The 20,137-nt window shown below is 35.5% G+C and carries 13 protein-coding genes and 2 rRNA genes; 6 read left to right on the top strand and 9 right to left on the bottom strand.

Annotated features, from left to right (window positions below; genetic code table 11):
- Window positions 1-15: 15 nt before the first annotated feature.
- The 7 genes from N4A35_05930 to N4A35_05900 form a co-directional block, all read right to left on the bottom strand.
- On the bottom strand, window positions 16-1,311 hold the full coding sequence (locus N4A35_05930) for a polysaccharide deacetylase family protein (protein ID MCT4580938.1): 1,296 nt from the start codon (window positions 1,309-1,311) through the stop codon (window positions 16-18).
- A 27-nt stretch (window positions 1,312-1,338) separates the two neighbouring features.
- Window positions 1,339-4,677, bottom strand: coding sequence for a gliding motility-associated C-terminal domain-containing protein (locus tag N4A35_05925; protein ID MCT4580937.1), 3,339 nt, complete (start codon window positions 4,675-4,677; stop codon window positions 1,339-1,341).
- A 37-nt stretch (window positions 4,678-4,714) separates the two neighbouring features.
- Window positions 4,715-6,826, bottom strand: coding sequence for an RNA-binding transcriptional accessory protein (locus N4A35_05920; protein MCT4580936.1), 2,112 nt, complete (start codon window positions 6,824-6,826; stop codon window positions 4,715-4,717).
- A gap of 82 nt (window positions 6,827-6,908) precedes the next feature.
- Window positions 6,909-7,979 (bottom strand): type IX secretion system protein PorQ, encoded by a 1,071-nt coding sequence (gene porQ / locus N4A35_05915; GenBank protein ID MCT4580935.1) that lies wholly within the window; start codon window positions 7,977-7,979, stop codon window positions 6,909-6,911.
- A 51-nt stretch (window positions 7,980-8,030) separates the two neighbouring features.
- Window positions 8,031-9,122, bottom strand: a complete 1,092-nt coding sequence (ychF, locus tag N4A35_05910; protein MCT4580934.1) for a redox-regulated ATPase YchF — start codon at window positions 9,120-9,122, stop codon at window positions 8,031-8,033.
- A 114-nt stretch (window positions 9,123-9,236) separates the two neighbouring features.
- Complete coding sequence (locus N4A35_05905) at window positions 9,237-11,684, bottom strand: gliding motility-associated C-terminal domain-containing protein (GenBank protein ID MCT4580933.1); 2,448 nt, start codon at window positions 11,682-11,684, stop codon at window positions 9,237-9,239.
- A 6-nt stretch (window positions 11,685-11,690) separates the two neighbouring features.
- Entirely contained in the window at window positions 11,691-12,074 is a 384-nt protein-coding gene (locus tag N4A35_05900; GenBank protein MCT4580932.1) for a hypothetical protein, read from the bottom strand.
- Between the two features lie 189 nt (window positions 12,075-12,263).
- Between N4A35_05900 and N4A35_05895 the strand changes: the two genes are divergently transcribed.
- The 6 genes from N4A35_05895 to N4A35_05870 all read left to right on the top strand — a co-directional run bounded on the left by N4A35_05895 (window position 12,264) and on the right by N4A35_05870 (window position 18,473).
- A complete protein-coding gene (locus N4A35_05895; protein ID MCT4580931.1) occupies window positions 12,264-13,109 on the top strand; it encodes a transketolase in 846 nt (281 codons plus the stop codon).
- A 57-nt stretch (window positions 13,110-13,166) separates the two neighbouring features.
- Window positions 13,167-14,549, top strand: a complete 1,383-nt coding sequence (locus tag N4A35_05890; protein ID MCT4580930.1) for a VWA domain-containing protein — start codon at window positions 13,167-13,169, stop codon at window positions 14,547-14,549.
- Between the two features lie 10 nt (window positions 14,550-14,559).
- A complete protein-coding gene (locus N4A35_05885) occupies window positions 14,560-15,516 on the top strand; it encodes a transketolase family protein (GenBank protein ID MCT4580929.1) in 957 nt (318 codons plus the stop codon).
- 47 nt (window positions 15,517-15,563) lie between these two features.
- On the top strand, window positions 15,564-16,352 hold the full coding sequence (locus N4A35_05880; protein MCT4580928.1) for a C40 family peptidase: 789 nt from the start codon (window positions 15,564-15,566) through the stop codon (window positions 16,350-16,352).
- 169 nt (window positions 16,353-16,521) lie between these two features.
- Window positions 16,522-16,983 (top strand): pantetheine-phosphate adenylyltransferase, encoded by a 462-nt coding sequence (coaD, locus tag N4A35_05875; protein ID MCT4580927.1) that lies wholly within the window; start codon window positions 16,522-16,524, stop codon window positions 16,981-16,983.
- A gap of 35 nt (window positions 16,984-17,018) precedes the next feature.
- The gene (locus N4A35_05870) at window positions 17,019-18,473 is read left to right on the top strand and encodes a TlpA family protein disulfide reductase (protein MCT4580926.1); all 1,455 of its coding nucleotides are present in this window, start codon (window positions 17,019-17,021) and stop codon (window positions 18,471-18,473) included.
- A 332-nt stretch (window positions 18,474-18,805) separates the two neighbouring features.
- Here the strand turns inward: N4A35_05870 and rrf are convergent.
- Window positions 18,806-18,917, bottom strand: a 5S ribosomal RNA gene (gene rrf, locus N4A35_05865).
- Window positions 18,918-18,996: 79 nt separating this feature from the next.
- Window positions 18,997-20,137, bottom strand: a 23S ribosomal RNA gene (locus tag N4A35_05860); the annotation flags it as partial.

Raw genomic sequence — 20,137 nt, 5'->3', positions numbered from 1 at the left:
ATAAATTATCATTGTTTATTCTGCTTTAAGCCCTTCTTCAAACACCTTTCTCCAACCTTTCCAAATCCCTTTATCGTTCAAGGTTTCATTATGCCAAACTCCAATAAATTGTCCCTCAACAGCTTTTACTTCTTCTTTTAGTTGTTGAACTTTAACAATGGCTTCTTCCACAGGTAAATTCATGTACTGATTTAAGGTTCCATCCATATACGAAAAGGGATGTACAAGCAATGAGGTTTCTTTATCTTCTAACAAATCAAAAAAAGAAAAAGGAGTACATATACCTGCCCTAAAACCAACATGATCGGCATAGCCCATAGTATAATCTGCTTTAAGCCCTATTTTTTCATAAATACGATAGGTTTCAGGAATATTCAACCGTAAAAAATGCTTTCGAGATATTGTTACAGCTTTCCCTAATATTTCCGCTAACCGCTTACATTCTTTTTCTTGTTGTTCTTGATTTAGATATGATTGATAAGATGGATGTATCCCTATTTGATGCTTTTTTGCCAACTCAGCTATTAACTGAATTAATTCACGATGTTTATGTGACACATTTTTATCAAATTCACTACGATCCCCTAACAAAAAAAAGTAGATACTTTCTATTTTTTTATCTTGACTAACTTGTTCTATGTAACTATAGGTATCGTAGGGATCTTCCTTACCAAAGACAACGGAATCAATTCTTTCTTTTGCTTCTGAAACACTCCCCTTAACTAATGCTTTCCCTACTCCTCCAACACTACGTATTAATCCTTTATTTTTATAGGCCCAAGCATTATCTACATCAACCGTATTGATGATTTTAAACCTTGTTGTTAAACCTAACTCAAGTTGAAAATAGGCCCCTAATCGCTCTAAAAATGCCTTACACCAAATATTAACCAAAGGTAAGTGTAATACACCTAATTTATGCATTACACTATCTGTAGCGGTATATCGTCCATGTTTATCAGATGTAAACGCCCAATATTCCTCCATTCGAGATACTAGAAAAAATGAAGCCGAAAAAATATCATATCCTAAGTGATCAAATTCAGTCAAAAATAGTTTAAGCTTTTCTGGACCACCATAATCAAAACTTACATCAAATTGCTGGTAATATTTTTCAGATAGCAATCCATAAGGATGTATTTGAAAACTCCCTTCAATTCTGCTCCCCGAATAATTGATCACTTTATCTCCCTCCTCAATTTCATTCTTATCCTTAACAATACGATAATCTAGTCCACAAACCTGAGCTAACACAAGCTTTACGGCATATAAAAAACGATTAGAAGTGACTGGTGAATAAACTGTAAACATGCGCACAAAAATAATGTTATTTTGGAACTATCTAATCAAAGTAATATGTCCTCTTAATTCTTGATATTCTCCATCAGCTCTTCGGAAAGTAATCTGATAAATATACAAACCATGCTGAACCATTTTTCCATTTTTTCGATGCGTTCCATCCCATGCCTGATGAACATCATTAGTTTCAAAAATTATTTCACTAAAGCGGTTAAAAACTCTGACTTCATAAGAGTCATATTCTATTAAACTCACTACTGGTTTCCAGGTATTATTATGTCCATTTATGAGTAATGCATTGGGTACATATACTATAGGGTTTTGATAAGCACAATTAACATTGGACTCACTTGTTTCATTAATACCAAAAGTATTGGTGCTTTCTACCGCCTTTACATAATAACAAAACTCTCCCTCAACAGTTGTTCCAATCACATCGCTAACATCATCATTGTAAAAGAATTTATTGGGCGGTAATGTAACTACAGGAGTTGTTTCGAAAACACCATTAATAGAGCGATAAACTTCATAAGCAATAATATTCCCGTTCCACTGTTGGTAAGCCGACCATTGAACCAAATTGGATAACTGCGTGGTATTTTCTGTAACATTCAATACTATTGTTTTTCCTATATTAGAATAAGTTGTTGGTCTTCCACAACTATCCTCAACCATCACTCGATAAAAATAAGCTTGTTCCTTGGCGCTTACATCAAGATCATTAAATACAATTGGAGTGTTGGTCCCTGCTGTTATTGCTATTTCTTCATAGCTCCCTGGGCTATTATCGGAAGATCGCTCTAACCTAAAGTTTGAAATCTGAGCCGCTAAATCTTGATGAACTCTGACCTCTATTTCATGATCATCAACAACTGTAGCTGTTTGTAGATAATTAAACGCTGGTGTTGGAGGCTGATGTAAAAAAAGGCAACTAATATTTGACAAAGAAGTTTTGACGGCATCATTTGCAACTGCTTTTACTAAAAAACAATAATTAGTATTGGCTAGCCCTCCCTCGAAAACGAAAGAGGTATCTGTCGTCACTCCAACAATATTATATGGTCCTCCATTCACTGATGCTTCTATTTGATATTCTTTAACATGATCTATCCAATTTTTATAAGCGTTCCACTTTAAAGCGACTGTTTTTTGGCAAACATCTAGCGTTGTTGTAATAAACATTGTTTCTTGTTGTATTCCTAATGGGCTAGTATTTGGTGTAGGACTAAAACAACTGTCATAAACTGCTAAGGCATAGGTCTCACTATAATCATCGGCATTAGAATTAAGATAAGTATAATTTGTTGAGTTATATCCATGAACAGTATCAATGGCTATCCAGCCCCCTCCAAAAAACTGAAACACAATATAAGCGCTAGCATCTTCAGATGAACTAGGGTTCCAATTTAAAGCGGCATTTCCAGTTGCTGTATCTACAGTCACCCAATTTAAGAGGGGTAAATTTGGAGGTAACATATCTTGAAATTGATCGCCATCAATATTTGAAAAGGATGAACACCCTGACTGATCTTTTAGTTCTATTTTATAATTTAAGAATGCATCGCAAACAGCAATTGTATCTCGATAGTACTCATCCCCATATTCTGTTGAATCTATCAACGTCCAAGTTCCAGCAGGATATTCTTGATAAATATAATACCAATTATAAGCTGAACTAATTGGAGGAACACTCATTGGGTTCCACTGCAAAACAGCTGTTCCATCACTAGGGTTGTTAACGGTCAGAAAGATGGTCGAAACCGTATCTAAAACTAGACTTTCTGAGCTGTTGCACCCATAAACTGATTTAACTAAATACTTCACAGGAGCAATGTGAGCATCTGCATTAGGATGATTGAATGTGGTAGTATTAATATTCGGTATTGTTCCGACTAAATTATAACTGGTATTATTAGACGCATAAATGCGATATTCCTGAAAAGAGTTGTTGCTATTTACAGGCGCATCCCAATTTAACGTCACGGCTCCATTTGCAGCTACATCCGCACAGTGAATGGGAGGGCTTTCAATTGGCGGTTGATTATTTACTGTAATTGCAACAGTAGTTTCATTTTGTCCAGGTAAGGAGCAATAATCGTCTTGGGCAACAATAGTAAAGTAAAACGTTTTTTGTGGGCGATAGCAGTCTTCTGTAAATAAATTACAACTGGTTTCCCAATTAAAAGTTGAGTTCACTATTTGCGGGTTGGTTAAAGGCATTCCCCCACTTGCAGTTGCACATGGCGTAAAAGGACAACCAGAGTTAGGATTGGTTAACCCATCTCCTACTTCTCCACCATATATATTTAACGTTACACTTTGGTCTGCTCCATTGGATAACAATCCGTTATCTTGAGCTAGAATATCAAAAGTTACGATATCTCCTGCGTTTACGGTAACTGCGTTTCCAGTTATCCCAGATAAAGTCATTGTTGGGGGAATATTACTTCCAGCACAATTCACTATATTAATAAGCATCTCCCTATAAACAACAGCTATTAATTGCCCACACCTCCACGATTCTACTTTTACGACAGTGCTAAAATTTCCTAATGTAACAGCATTAAACGTTAACGCACCAGAACTAGGATTTAATGTTGCGCCAGTATTGGCTGCATTTTGATTGGAATTTGGCAACTGATTATTCGTACTGTATCCAGCTTCCCAAGCTACGATACTTGGTGAAGTTGGAGGTGTAAAATTAGTTCCAAAATCATTATTTAAAGCATCTGCAAACTGATAACTAATTGAATCTAAATCGCTATCAAATCCTCCAATATTGTATGCGATATCTTCTGAGGCACAAACAACATTAAGCGGTGGTTTAATAAACTGTGGTGAATTGTCAAAGCAAGGAGCTGCACTTTGGCCATTATAACTATACATTGATGCATGTAATGTCAACCCTGCATTTTGAGCATTAGTTAAGTTTTGAGCTACGCCCGTTCTAAAAAAAGCATCCCATGTGAAATGCCAACCATCTACAGGAGGGACACCTGTTAATGTAAGGGGCGCACTTTGCAAAACATATTCTGAAATACTTCCGCTTCCAGGAGTTGCACAATCGTATTGCGGATCACCTCCAGGAACTTCAGTACAAACTAACGAAAAGTCATTACTACCTACATTTGTTAATGGTATAATTGAAAGGTTGGGGTTGTTCCAAACCTTTATCTGCATGGAGGTTGGTGGTGGTTGAAATTGATTACAATCTTGATAGACCTTTACTTGAAAGATATACTCCCCTGTACCCAAACAAGCCCATGTTAACTCTCCACCAACAAGGTGGTTTGCCCACATTTTATTGACAACCAACAGCATAACAACTGTTAGGGTTAACAATTGAATTGCTTGTGTTATTTTCTTTAGGATTCCCACTGTATAACTAACGTATAATTGCTTTAGAAGTTGTTTATTATTGCGATTTTAAACTTAAATTAATTCTTTTTCGTTCTTTATCTATATTAATCACCCTTGCTTGCACTTGTTGCTGTAACGCAATTACGCTGGCAGGGTTACTAACATATTCATCTGCTAATTCTGAAATATGTATCAATCCATTTTCTTTGATCCCAATATCAACAAAAGCACCAAAATTAGTTACATTATTAACGATTCCAGGTAACACCATACCAACCTCAATATCAGCTATAGAATTGATTTTAGCAAATGCAAATGCTTTTAACTTATTTCGAGGATCTCGATTAGGTTGTAATAACTCTTTTTTTATATCTGCCAATGTATGTACACCTACTTCATCTGTTGAATAATTGGACCATTGAATGGCATTAACAGCTGATGCATTCCCTATTAAATCAACAATTGATGTTTGGTGTTCATGAGCAATTAACTCCACCAGCTTATAATTTTCAGGGTGTACCCCACTATTATCTAATGGATTACTTGCCTCAACTATCCTCAAAAAACCTGATGCTTGTTCAAAAGCTTTTTTTCCTAATTTCGGTACTTTGATCAAGTCTTTTCTTGATTTAAAACTACCATGTTCTGCACGATATTTAATGATGTTTTCTGCTAATTGCGGACCTATCCCTGCAACATAAGACAATAAATATTTACTTGCTGTATTGAGGTTTACACCAACACTGTTAACACAGTTTTCAACGGTATAATCTAACTTACTCTTTAACTTATTCTGATTCACATCGTGTTGATATTGTCCAACCCCAATACTCTTAGGGTCTATTTTTACCAACTCAGCTAGAGGATCGATTAAACGCCTACCTATAGACACCCCTCCTCTTACAGTTACATCATAATTAGGAAACTCTTCCCTTGCAACTTTTGATGCTGAATATACAGAGGCTCCAGCTTCATTGACGATATAAATTGATAAATCATTTCGGTAGTGTATACTTTTTAAAAAACGTTCGGTCTCACGACTTGCTGTACCATTTCCTAAGGCTATAGCTTCAATCTTATATTGTTCTATTAGAGTAGCGACTTTCTTTTTAGAAGAAGTAACTTCCTTTTGAGGTGGGTGGGGATATATTGTCGCATTAGATAATAGATCTCCATTTTCATTTAAACAGACTAATTTACATCCTGATTTAAAGCCAGGATCTATGGCCAAAATACGCTTACCTCCTAGTGGAGCTTGGAGTAATAATTGTTTTAAATTATTAGCAAACACAACAATAGCTTCATCATCAAATTGCGTTTTCAATTCTTTTCTTACCTCTGCTTCTAAAGTTGGTTTAAAATACTTGGAATAGGACTTAACAATTGCTTTTGACAGAAAAGTATCTTGGTGATTTGATTTAAGAACATATCGTTCTATAATTTCAATTGCTTCTGTTTTTTCAGGAGCTATATTGACTTTTAAAATCCCCTCATCTTGTGCCCTATAAATAGCCAAAAAACGATGAGATTTTAGTCGTCCTAACCTTTCTTCATAATCGTAATAGTCTCTATACTTCTCTCCCGCTTCTTCCTTTCCTTTTACCAATTTAGTTTTTAAAACAGCTTTTCTCCAATATAGCTTTCTCAATTGCTGCTTTATATTTACCCGTTCACTAATCCATAATGCAGCAATATCAACTGTTCCCTCTAGCACTTCATCTATAGTCTTGATTCCATTTTTTACATAGCGATTTGCGATGCTTTCTATAGCTGTACCATTTTGAGCCATCAGCATTTTTGCTAAAGGAGCCAAACCATTTTCAATTGCCACATCTACTTTTGACTTCCTTCTTGGTTTAAATGGAGCATAAAGGTCCTCTAATCCCTGAATTGTTTTGGATTTATTCAACTCTTCCGCTAAAGAATCTGTTAGTACATTCAGGGTTTTCAATGCTTTAAAAATAGTCTCTTTACGTTCTTCAAACTGCTTTTTTTGAGTTAAAAACGATGCTATTTTTTCTAATTCAATATCTGTTATTCCTCCTGTATAATCTTTTCGATAACGAGCAATAAAAGGTAGGGTTGCCCCCTCTTCAATGAGTTGTTCTACTCTTTTTATTTGTGTCTCTTTGACCCCTATTATCTTTGCAAAATCTGCTGTATTCATATCACCATTCGTAATGAAAGCAAAGATAGTATTGAATTAGCACATATAATATAATACCTCCTTAAAAAAGTCAGCCTTTTATCTATTTTTGATGCTGGCGATAAAAAGTATCCTCGGCAGGAACTTGTTTTCCAATATTGGTTGAAATTGTGATATGATTATTGGCTCCTGCAATATGACGTTTCCCCATTCCATAGCTTAAATGGAAACGTTTCACTTTAAAACCTATTCCCCAAGATAAACCAGCAGCTCCTGTTTTTGCTGAGACCTTACTCATTGTCCTTACAAAATGGTTATAACCAGCTTGAATATGAAAGTTATCGGATAAAATTAGTTCTCCTCCAATAATAATGTGTTGCACTAACTTTTTTCCAAATCCTGGCGCTTTATTTTCAACCACTTCACCTGTTAAAGGATCTGTCTCTACCGGAGCATCTTCATCGAAATACAGCAAGTTAAATCGTTGTAAATTATGATAAGTAAATGAAAAACGAAAAGGAGCATGTGCTAATTTTTTAGAAACAGCTATTACTGCATTAAAAGGTAATTGCTCTTTATTATTACTCCTATATGATTTTAACTGATAACCAATATTTTTAATTAATAGGCCACTCGAAAATTCTTTTTCTTCATTATAATAGCTAGCCCCTAAAGTTCCACTTATCCCAAAAGAATTATACTGTTCATAAAAACTTCCTAAAACATTGAAGTTAGCTCCTACTGAAAACCTTTCAGAAATTGGTCTACCATAGCTAAGCCTTAAAGCTAAATCACTAGCTGTAAAACTTCCTCCAGTAAGTATTCCCTCAGCATTTGCATAATCAAACTTTCCATAATTTGCATACAAAAGACTAGCATTAAATGTACCTACATTAGCATAATGTTTAGTGTAGGAAGAAAAACCAAAATTTGCACCTGCAAACTGATTGGTATAATCCAACACCAAATAACCATGCATTGAACGATTCAACAATGCAGGATTCTCCACCCCTAATGAGGGATCGTTATCTCTTATTGCAATAAGGTATCCTCCTGCCCCCTCAACTCTAGCTGAGTTGGTATAGTTTAAGAACTGATATGTTTGTTCTCCCCCTATTTGAGAGAAACTATAAAAACAGGTAAAAAAGCTAATAATTATTAGGTAATGCTTCATGCTAATAGGCTAACGAAAGCAAATTAAAATTAGTATAAAACAATAGAGAAATTATACATTAAATCTAAAATGCATGATATCTCCATCTTCTACTACATAATCTTTTCCATTTACCTGAAGTTTTCCAGCCTCTTTAATTTTAGCTTCTGAGCCCAATTCTATAAAGTCTGGATATTTTATTACCTCGGCTCTAATAAACCCTTTTTCAAAGTCTGTATGAATTACTCCAGCAGCTTGAGGAGCTGTCATCCCTGTTGTAATAGTCCAAGCTCTTACTTCTTTCACTCCTACTGTAAAATAAGTCGATAGGTTTAACAATTGATACGCTGACTTAATCAATTTACTTACGCCTGGCTCATCTAATCCTAAATCGTCCAAAAATAATTGACGCTCTTCATAAGTTTCCAGTTCATTGATATCAGCCTCAATAGCAGCACCTAAAACTAAAACCTCTGCTCCCTCACCTTTTACAGCTTCTTTTAAGGCATCAACATAAGCGTTTCCATCTTTTACGGAAGCCTCATCCACATTACAAAGGTACATCACAGGCTTTGCTGTAATTAATTGCAGTTCATCCAACAATGCTTGTTTATCCTCATCTAAAGTTAAAGAACGAGCCGATTTACCTGACTCAAGCAATTCTTTTAACTCTCCATATAATTCATTTTGCTTAATTGCTTCTTTATCTCCAGACTTAATTTTTCTTGCAACTCCTGCAATTCTTTTTTCAACAGTTTCAAGGTCTTTCAATTGCAATTCTATATCAATCACCTCTTTATCTCTTACGGGATCTACACTACCATCAACATGTATCACATTTCCGTCTTCAAAACATCTTACCACATGAATAATCGCATCGACTTCTCTAATATTAGCCAAAAATTGATTTCCTAAACCTTCTCCTTTGTGAGCTCCTTTAACTAAACCAGCAATATCAACTATTTCTATAGTTGTTGGTACTACTCGTTCAGGACTTACTAAGTTTTCTAATTTAGTTATTCTTTCATCTGGAACAGTAATGGTTCCTACATTCGGTTCTATTGTACAAAATGGGAAGTTAGCACTTTGTGCTACCGCATTTGACAAACAATTAAACAACGTTGATTTACCCACATTTGGTAATCCTACAATTCCGCATTTCAAAGCCATACTATATTTATTTAAATGTGGTGCGAAAATACATTTTTTACAAGTATGTACCAACAAAAAAAGCTCCCAAATGGGAGCTTTTATTTAAACTTTAACTAATTGATTCTTTTATTTAATTAATGTAATAAAGCCTTTTTGTTCTTGTGAACCACCATTGTATGTTAATACATAGTAATAAACACCACCTGGTAAAGCTGCTCCACCTTTATTTACTCCATTCCATGAATTATCATAATTGGTATTTTCATATACTTTTCTTCCCCATCTGTTGAATATTGTAACGTGAGTATCAGTATAGTTATCAGCAATATTAGTGTAAAAGATGTCATTATGACCATCACCATTTGGAGTGATAACATTTGGCATTCTACAATCTTCTACGAATAATTCAAAAGCATCAGATGCTGAACCACATTGACTTGACACATCGGCAGTATAGACCCCTTGAGTAGCCATTGATACTAATACTGAATTCGAAATCGTATCGCCATTAAACAACCATATTACATTATTAGGGTCAGAAGTTTCAACAGCCATTATAATAGAATCTCCACTACAAATAGTTGCCGAATCTTGAACAATATTTGCTGTTGGAGACGGTAAGAATGTAACCTGTTGAATTGTTGTATCTCCACATTGATTATCCATGAATATTATAGAATACGTTCCAGCTTGATCTGCTGTTACTTTAGGGTTAATAAATGTTGTATTTGGGAAGAAAGAAATACTTCCTGGTCCAGAGAATGACCAATTTCCACCTTCAGGAGCATAAGTTCCTGAAAATTGAATATCATCTCCTAAACAACTTGTTGTTGGACTATTAATTGATGGTCCTTGGATCACTTCAACCAATACTGTTGTATCATAAGCACATCCAAAACTATCTTCAACATTAAAAGTATAACCTGTTGTTCCTAATGGCGGTTGTACGATAATCGCTGTATCATTATCACCTGTTATAATTGTTGGATCTGGACTCCAGAATTCATTCACAATTGACGCCGTATATGTTTCGTTATTAGGGTTCAATGTGGCATCAAAGAAAATTCCCCATTCACAAATGTAACCATCATCTATCCCTAAGTTATCTCTAACAGTAATTGTCCAGTTTCCATTAATTGGGCATCCTTGTAAAGCTGGGAAGAATGACTCTTCAGGATTATATGTACCTGGAGTAACCATTGTCCCTGTTGACGGTCCTGTAGCTGGAGAAGTTGGTATTCCTGTTCCAGCATCTAACACTGCCCAACTTGCTAATGACCCTGGCATTTCAGAAAAACAATATTCTTCACAGACACCAACGGTACCGTTACCGGTATCATTTGCTCCTCCAAGGTAAGTACCTCCACCTCCGAATCCTCCTGGGAAAAGTCCTGATCCTGTATATGAATTAAATACAGTCACAGACTGACCATTTGGACATGTCAACATCATTTCTAAATCACCTAAGAAAGAATGCTCCATACTTAAGCAAATTCTATTAATATCTGTAGCTGATTGGATTGTTCCATTTGCTGGAAACCCAGAAATACTTACATCTGTAGTGTAATTTTGCCCTGAACCATCAGGTAAAAATGTTAAACTAGCGAATGTTCCACCAATTTCTACAGCTCCTGTTGTTGCCTGAACACCAACAGTATCCCCTGGAGTAATTCCCCCTACTAACTGTGTTACTTGTCCTTCACATATTGTATCATCTAATGCTGTACAAGTTGTAAAACTAGGTGTAGTTGATACTCTTACAACCATCATTAACCCTTCTGTTTGAGGAAAAGCATCAACAACACTAAGTGTAATTAAATATCCACTTTGAAAAGTTGGCTTAAACCATACCGTATCACCTGTTGCTGAAAAACCATTTGTTGCCTCCCAGTTGATCGTATGATTTCCTATCTGATCGTAACCTCCATTACCTGTAACAGAAGGATCATGTGGGAATACTGGATTTGCAACCAACATAATTGAATCTCCTAAACAAATATCAATATATCCAGTATCCACTGGATTCAAATCGTTCGTCATATCATCAGCTCCATTTGCTTGACCATTGATAAAACCTTCCATATGTACTTCAAATGGTTGAGGAGGATTTCCACAAGAAATGTTAGCATCCCAACCAGTTCCTTCAGCAGAACCATTACTCACAAATTGAAATGTTAAACAACCACTTGGATTATTCCAAGAAGCTATCGCAAAAAATCCATTTGGATCTGTTGTTGAATTATAAGCTCCTATCAGTGGGCTTGAAGTCGACGGTCCATCATAAACATATAAAGTATCAGAAGCATCAACATCCCAAGAGAAACCTGAGTTAGTTGCAAATGTTGCCGAAACCTTTGAAGCACCAGCATCTGGACAAAACGTAATGACTTCATTCTCGTTTGAGCTATAATCAGCTCCACCTCCTGCATCTTGGAAATTGGCATTACTTCCATCATTAAAAACACTACTTGCGTTTGAACAATCACATGTAGTATCTGCAGCTGATATTAAAGTTTGACCATAAAATGATAAACTCAATACTGATATTAATCCTGTTATAATAAAATTCTTCATGGTCAACTATTTTTTCATTCTACGTAAAACCTCTTCTTTCGAGAAGATTACTAACATCTTTTGGCTCCCATTGATTCGGTAATACTGCCAATTTTCCTCTTCTAATTCATATCCTAAACTAAAAAAGTTAATTTCATTCATATTACCCAAGGTAACGCTTCCTCTAATTTCCGAAGCAGCTGCTTTTTCTTCAGGAAATGGCATGATTGTATAAGCGTTGTCAATACAAAAATTCAAGAATTCCAATTGTTCTTGATCATTTGACTTTAATTCTTGCAATTCACTTTTGGTATATTTAACCGTTAACCTAGAATCAGGTTCAACGTCCTGCCCATAGAGTAGTCCAACACCTGCAAAGGCTATTGAACACAATAGTAATTTCTTAATCATTAGTAGTATAGTTTAAAAACAGTTTGCTAAGATAATAAATTTCTGTTACCTTTTCGTTAATTATTACCTCCTAATTATATCTAAAATAGTATTCCTAAAATTTATAGTTAAAATAGGAGTGTCATATTGTACTTTTTTATTCTCAAAAAACTTACATTTGTAATATCGACGTAATTAAATCAAAAAAAGATGCATCAAATTGAAGAATTAGAACGAAAATGTACTCAAACAAGAAGAGATATAGTAAGAATGGTACATGCTGTACAGTCTGGTCATCCTGGTGGTTCACTAGGTTGTACCGAGTTTCTTACTGTTTTGTATAATCATACGATGACACACACACCATCTGATTTTAAAATGGATGGTAAAAATGAGGATTTATTCTTTCTTTCTAATGGTCATATATCTCCAGTTTTATATAGCGTTTTGGCTCGCGTAGGCTATTTCCCTGTTAATGAATTAGCATCTTTTAGAAAATTAAACACCCGTTTACAAGGGCATCCTACTACTCATGAAGGTTTACCTGGTGTAAGAATTGCTAGTGGTTCATTAGGACAAGGACTCTCTGTAGCCATTGGAGCTGCTGAAACAAAAAAATTGAATAATGATCCTGCTCTAGTCTATACCTTACATGGTGATGGTGAGCTACAAGAAGGACAGATTTGGGAAGCTTTAATGTATGCAGCTGGAAAAAATGTCGACAACCTTATTGCTACGATTGATTATAACCACAAACAAATTGATGGTGATATTGATGATGTACTTCCACTAGGGGATCTCAATGCGAAATTAAGTGCTTTCGGATGGAAAGTTCTCACTATGGATGGTAATCATGTAGCTGAAGTAATTGAAACCTTGGAAAAGGCTAAAGCATTAGCTGGTAATGGGCAACCTATTGCTATTATCATGAAAACTGAAATGGGAAATGGTGTTGACTTTATGATGGGAACTCATAAATGGCATGGTTCACCACCAAATGATGAGCAATTAGCTTCTGCGTTAGCTCAAAATCCTGAAACTTTAGGCGATTATTAAACGTAAATTAATTTTTGGAATCATTATTGAACTAATGAATCTCAAAAATTATAATGAATGAAAAGTTTTATTAAAATACTTACTGTTCTCTTGCTATTTCCTTTGGGTTCAATCCAATTAGGTTATAGTCAAGCTGTTCCAACAACAAGAATATTATTCATTTTTGATGGTTCCAACAGTATGAATGCCCAATGGGAAAAAGGGACAAAAATTAAGGTAGCCAAAAAGCTATTAACACAAACATTAGATAGTTTAAAAGGCTTAGACAATATTGAAGTAGGGTTAAGAATGTATGGTCACCAAACCAGAATTATCCCTGGTCATCAAGACTGCTCTGACACCAAACTAGAAGTTCCTTTGGCAAGTGGAGTGGCTAACATTACTAAAATACAGAGTAAAATTAGAGGATTACAACCTAAAGGGACTACTCCTATTGCTCGTTCACTGGAATATGCTGCTGAAGATTTTCCAGACTGTGATAACTGTAGAAACGTAATCATTCTAATTTCTGATGGTATAGAAGCTTGTGATGAAGATCCTTGCGCTGTTTCAAGAGCATTGAAAGCAAAAGGAATTAAACTTCAACCATTCATTATTGGATTAGGACTCGACACAAGTTATTTAAGTCAATTCGAATGTATTGGTGAATTTATGAGTGCAGAAACAGAAGATGCTTTTGAGAGTGTTTTGAATTTTGTAATTAGTCAAGCCTTAAATAACACCACTGCCCAAATCAATTTACTAAATACCAAAGGAGAAGCGAAGGAAACTGATGTTACCATGTCTATTTATAATGAGAGAAACGGTCGGCTTATGCATACTTACATGCACACCATCAACCGTAAACAGGTTCCAGACACCATATCTTTAAACCCATTATATACCTACAAAGTTGTTGTACATACTGTTCCTGAACAAATCAAAGAACACATCAAACTTAAAGCTGGAATTCATAATACAATAGAAATACCTGCTCCTCAAGGAAAACTTTCCTTAAAGCTTCAAGGATCTGACTCTAAATTCACCAATATTAATTGTATTGTAAGAGAAAAAGGGAAAATGTCTACATTAAACGTTCAGCAACTCAACTATGATCACTCTTATATTGTAGGTACCTACGATCTAGAAATTCTTACCTTACCTCGAATCTATATAGAGGATGTTAAAATAAACCAAAGTAAATCAACTGCTATTACGATTCCACAAAACGGAACACTTGAAATAAGCAAAGGAGCAGGCCCATGTGCTATCTTTCAAATCAAAGACGGTCAAAATAAGTGGGTATGCAATCTAACAGAATCAGCTAGTTTTGTAGGCTATAAATTACAACCTGGAAAATATAGAATTGTATATCGATCTGAAAAATCAATGAATACAGCACACACCATTGAGAAAGAAATAAAAATATCACCAAATCTAACTGAAAAAATAACTTTTTAAATCACCAATTATGAAAGAATATCCTGTATTAGGCAACAAAGATACCCGTTCTGGCTTTGGAGACGGCTTAACAGAACTTGGAAGAACAAATAAAGATGTTGTTGCTTTATGCGCAGATTTAACGGGGTCTTTAAAAATGAATCAATTTAAAGATGAGCATCCAGAAAGATTCTTTCAGGTAGGAATTGCGGAAGCTAATATGATGGGAATAGCAGCGGGGATGACTATTGGAGGAAAGATACCTTATACTGGTACTTTTGCAAATTTTTCTACAAGTAGGGTTTATGATCAAATTAGACAGTCGATTGCTTATTCTGATAAAAATGTAAAAATTTGTGCTTCTCATGCTGGATTAACATTAGGAGAAGATGGTGCTACTCACCAAGTTTTAGAAGATATCGGAATGATGAAGATGCTTCCTGGAATGACCGTTATTAATCCTTGTGACTACAATCAAACTAAAGCAGCTACTATTGCAATAGCAAAGCACCATGGACCTGTTTACTTGAGGTTTGGAAGACCAAAAGTTCCTATTTTTATTCCAGAAGATCAAGCTTTTGAAATTGGAAAAGCCTTGCCTTTAACAGAAGGAAAAGATGTGACTATTTTTGCTACAGGACATCTTGTATGGAAGTCTTTAGAAGCTGCTAAAGAATTAGAAGCTGAAGGTATTAGCGTTGAAGTGATCAATATTCATACGATTAAACCATTAGATACCAATGCCATTATAGAGTCTGCTAAAAAAACTGGAGCTGTTGTAAGTGCTGAAGAACATCAAATAGCTGGTGGTTTAGGTGAAAGTATTGCTCAAGTTTTAGCTACAAATCACCCAACGCCAATGGAGTTTGTTGCTGTTAACGATTCTTTTGGTGAAAGTGGAACGCCTAATGAGTTGATGACTAAATATGGATTAGACACTGCTAATATTGTTGCTTCGGCCAAAAAAGCCATTCAACGTAAAAAATAAACGACTGCATAATTAGAAAAAGGTTAAGTGAAAATTAACCTTTTTCTATGCATTTAAAAAATAGAATTATGTCTTATGGTATCTGCACATTATCTGTAATCCCTTGTCGAGCTGAACCTAATGACCGCGCTGAAATTGTGACACAATTACTTTTTGGTGAGCATTATACAGTTCTTGAAGAACAAGAAAAATGGATTAAAATTCGAATTCAATATGATGCTTATGAAGCATGGATTTGTCGAAAGCAGTTTACTGAAATTACTGGACAAGAGTTTGATGAATTGACATTAAATGAATTTGATTTAGTTGGCGATACTCTAACTAAACTACATCATGACAATAAAGGTACTTTCTATTTACCTCTTGGTGCTACCCTGCCCTACTACCATCGTAATAAAGTAAGGATTCGTAACGAGCAATATCGATTTGAAGGAAATATTGCCCAAAAAGATATTCAAAATATTGAAAGCTTTGCCATGCAATACCATAATGCTCCGTATTTATGGGGAGGTAAATCTCCAGCAGGAATAGATTGTTCTGGCTTTTCTCAAATGGTTTATAAGCTTTGTGGTTATCAATTACCTCGAGATGCCTATCAACAAGCGGAAGAAGGTGACACGATTAATTTTGTAGCTAATGCTCAAGTTGGAGACTTAGCTTTTTTTGATAACGCTGAAGGACGCATTACTCATGTGGGAATTATCTTAAATGACAACAAGATTATTCACGCCTCTGGTCAAGTACGTATAGATCTACTAGATCATCAAGGTATTTATAATGAAGAAACTAAAAGCTATACGCATCAACTAAGAATCATTAAACGATACTTTGAATAAGAAGCTTTTCTTGTCTTTTATTAATTCTTTCTATCAAGCTTATATCTAAAAAGTTTATTCCTCTTTTTGTATATATTGTTATAAAAGAAGCTCTAGGTGTAACTTTCAAACAGTATCTTCGTACCTAATTCACCACGTTTTTAGTATAATCAATTCTTAAGCAACAAATATGAAAATAGCTGTATTCCCTGGATCTTTTGATCCCATAACTAAAGGACATGAATCTATTGTGAAAAGGGCTGCTCCCTTATTCGATAAAATCATTGTTGCAATAGGAGTTAACTCTTCCAAAAAAGGAATGTTTGATCATCCTACCCGTGAGCAATGGATTAAGGAGACTTTTGCAGATGTTCCCAATGTTGAAGTAATGACTTACAGCGGACTCACTGTTGACTTCTGCATCAAACAAGAGGCGAATTATATTCTAAGGGGTTTACGTTCTAATGCTGACTTTGAGTATGAATTTACAATTGCTCAGATGAATAAGCTTTTAAAGAATAATGTAGAAACATTTTTCTTGTTAACAGAACCCGAATATAGTGCTATTTCATCTACAATTGTTAAGGATATCTATAGAAACAATGGAGACGTTAGTCAGTTTGTTCCAGCTGCGATAAAACTCACTGACTAATCTTGGTATAAGAATTGTTTACCTATTCAACATTTATGCGATTATTTTTCATTACCATATTAAGCTTGGCTACACTTTGGGGAACTGCCCAAACAAAGATTAAATTATATGCTCCTGCATACAAAGGAAAATATGCTTTACTTAATACCACTGAAGATTTTGTTACTTATAAAACAAAAAAGTTAGACAAACAGCAAATTGATAGTTTAGGTTATGCTACTTTTCAAATAGAGACTGAAGAAGCAAAAAAGACCTCAATTGAAATCGGAAATACTTCTGCGATCTTATATATTGACCCATCAACTCCTAAGTATAGTGTTTATTTTCCAGCAGCTGAATTCAATGCTCAGAAAATAACTGGACAAACGGTATCATTACTTTACGATAATTTACCAAAAGATGACTTAAATGGATTAATATTAGAGCTAAATTATAGAATAGATGATTTTTTATTTGGGGACTCTTTGAGAATGCAACGACTTATTTTACAAGATGACAGTTACAAAGACAGCATTAACGAACTCAAAAAAGTTTTAATCAAAGACTATAGACCAATAAAAAATAAATATTTCCATGAATACATTAAATATTCAGTAGCTGGTATAGAGCAACTCTATCTATCGAGAGGTATGATGAAAAATAAGATTTATTTATTCGAGGTTTACCTTAACCAATATCCTATTCTTTATCATAATGATGCCTACATGGAGTTTTTCAAACAAAATTTCGATGGTTTTTTCCAATCAAATTTAGGTTTGTATGATAAAATTAAACATGCAATCAATAATTATAGTAGTGCTCAGAAGTTGGATGAGGCATTAGTCAATAGCCCTTTTCTTAAAAATGATTCTATACGAGAATTGGTTACCTTATTGAATTTATATGAATCATATTATCAGAAAAGTTTTGATCCTGTCAACATCATATCTATTTTAGGTCAAATTCGTAAAACTTCTACAATTAATGAGCATCAACAGTTAATTGATAACATGCTTGATCAAATTAATTTATTAAGCCCTAATTCAGAAGCCCCAAACTTTGATTTAATCACTATAAAACAAGACACCATCTCTCTTTCAGATTTTAAGGGAAAATATGTTTATCTACAGTTCTTTGCTTCTTGGAATCAAACGGCAATTCAGGAGTTAAAAATCATGAAAGACTTGCATGAAAAATATGGTAAATATGTTGAGTTTATTAGTATATCATTAGATGAAAGTGAAAAAGAATTTGCTGCTTATATGAAAAATAACCGAGCTTATAAATGGCATATTGCTCATTATAAAGGAGAGAATAGTATAATTAAAAATTATGAGGTATTAAGCGTTCCGAGTTATGTCTTAATTGATGAAAATGGGAAAATACAAGAAGCTCAGGCTTTAAGTCCAGCACCTAACTATCCAAGACCTAGTATTGACAAAACTTTCTTTTATATCAAAAAAGCCAAGGAACCTAAAAATACACGTAATGTTGGCGGTAAAAGTAATTAGAATATACTGATACTATTAATTTCTCCCTTCACTCTTTGATTTAAAGGTTAATTATTTCAAGTTAAAGCTTTATTAAGACAATAGAGACTATTTTATAGTTCTACATGCATACGAACATTAAAATGATAAATAAATCCTAGAGAGGCCTTTATTTATTGTAGATGTCATGATAAAAAATCAAAGATAAAATTCTTACTTAAGAAACTATTTTATATTCAAGGGACGATAAAGGGGCTCAATTTTAGTCTTTAATTAAGAGCGATCGAATTTTTCGCTAAAAAGTTTTCATCAAAAAAAAGCCTTTACAATTATTTTTGTAAAGGCTTTTCAAAAACCGGCAACGACATACTCTCCCAGATTTTACTCTAGTACCATCTGCGCTAATGGGCTTAACTTCTCTGTTCGGAATGGGAAGAGGTGGACTCCATTGCAATAGTCACCGAAAACGGTTAATATCATAACATATTGAAAATAGTTAATAAAATTAGTCTTGTAATCAGACCCGATTCAAAATAAAATGCTCCTATTAAAAGCTTACGGGTAATTAGTACTACTCGGCTTTGCCATCACTGACTTTACACCTGTAGCCTATCAACGTCATCGTCTTTAACGACCCTTAAAAGATATCTCATCTTGAGAAGAGTTTCGTGCTTAGATGCTTTCAGCGCTTATCTCAACCACACATAGCTACCCTGCGATGCAGCTGGCGCCACAACAGGTACACCAGTGGTGTGTCCATCCCGGTCCTCTCGTACTAGGGACAGGTTCTCTCAAATATCTAACGCCCACAACAGATAGGGACCGAACTGTCTCGCGACGTTCTGAACCCAGCTCGCGTGCCACTTTAATGGGCGAACAGCCCAACCCTTGGGACCTTCTCCAGCCCCAGGATGTGACGAGCCGACATCGAGGTGCCAAACCACTCCGTCGATGTGAGCTCTTGGGAGTGATCAGCCTGTTATCCCCGGCGTACCTTTTATCCTTTGAGCGATGGCCCTTCCATGCGGAACCACCGGATCTCTATGCTCTACTTTCGTACCTGCTCGACTTGTCGGTCTCACAGTCAAGCGCCCTTGTGCCATTACACTCTACGTACGGTTACCAAGCGTACTGAGGGCACCTTTAGAAGCCTCCGTTACTCTTTTGGAGGCGACCACCCCAGTCAAACTACCCACCACACGCTGTCCTTGTTCCCAAGTTAGGCATCGAATAATTAAAGGGTGGTATTTCAAGGTTGATTCCACGACTCCTAGCGAAGCCGCTTCATAATCTCCCACCTATCCTACACATCAATTATCCAATACCAACGTGAAGCTATAGTAAAGGTGCACGGGGTCTTTCCGTCCCGTTGCGGGTAAACGGCATCTTCACCGTTACTACAATTTCACCGAGCTCGTGGCCGAGACAGTACCCAGATCGTTACACCATTCGTGCAGGTCGGAACTTACCCGACAAGGAATTTCGCTACCTTAGGACCGTTATAGTTACGGCCGCCGTTTACTGGGGCTTCATTTAACTGCTTCGCCGAAGCTAACATCTCCACTTAACCTACCAGCACCGGGCAGGTGTCAGGCCTTATACATCATCTTTCGATTTAGCAAAGCCATGTGTTTTTGATAAACAGTCGCCTGGGTCTATTCACTGCGGCTTACCAGAAGTAAGCG

Source organism: Flavobacteriales bacterium (assembly GCA_025210295.1).
Taxonomy (GTDB): Bacteria; Bacteroidota; Bacteroidia; order Flavobacteriales_D; family Parvicellaceae; genus S010-51.
The sequence above is the reverse complement of the archived record's forward strand: the minus strand, read 5'-3'. Positions and strand labels throughout refer to the sequence as shown.

Excerpts from the sequence above, each read along its gene's own strand:
- coaD (MCT4580927.1), top strand. The coding sequence starts at position 16,522 with ATGAAAATAGCTGTATTCCCTGGATCTTTTGATCCCATAACTAAAGGA.
- N4A35_05920 (MCT4580936.1), bottom strand. The coding sequence starts at position 6,826 with ATGAATACAGCAGATTTTGCAAAGATAATAGGGGTCAAAGAGACACAA.
- porQ (MCT4580935.1), bottom strand. The coding sequence starts at position 7,979 with ATGAAGCATTACCTAATAATTATTAGCTTTTTTACCTGTTTTTATAGT.
- N4A35_05870 (MCT4580926.1), top strand. The coding sequence starts at position 17,019 with ATGCGATTATTTTTCATTACCATATTAAGCTTGGCTACACTTTGGGGA.
- N4A35_05880 (MCT4580928.1), top strand. The coding sequence starts at position 15,564 with ATGCATTTAAAAAATAGAATTATGTCTTATGGTATCTGCACATTATCT.
- N4A35_05930 (MCT4580938.1), bottom strand. The coding sequence starts at position 1,311 with ATGTTTACAGTTTATTCACCAGTCACTTCTAATCGTTTTTTATATGCC.
- N4A35_05895 (MCT4580931.1), top strand. The coding sequence starts at position 12,264 with ATGCATCAAATTGAAGAATTAGAACGAAAATGTACTCAAACAAGAAGA.
- N4A35_05900 (MCT4580932.1), bottom strand. The coding sequence starts at position 12,074 with ATGATTAAGAAATTACTATTGTGTTCAATAGCCTTTGCAGGTGTTGGA.
- N4A35_05885 (MCT4580929.1), top strand. The coding sequence starts at position 14,560 with ATGAAAGAATATCCTGTATTAGGCAACAAAGATACCCGTTCTGGCTTT.
- N4A35_05890 (MCT4580930.1), top strand. The coding sequence starts at position 13,167 with ATGAAAAGTTTTATTAAAATACTTACTGTTCTCTTGCTATTTCCTTTG.
- N4A35_05905 (MCT4580933.1), bottom strand. The coding sequence starts at position 11,684 with ATGAAGAATTTTATTATAACAGGATTAATATCAGTATTGAGTTTATCA.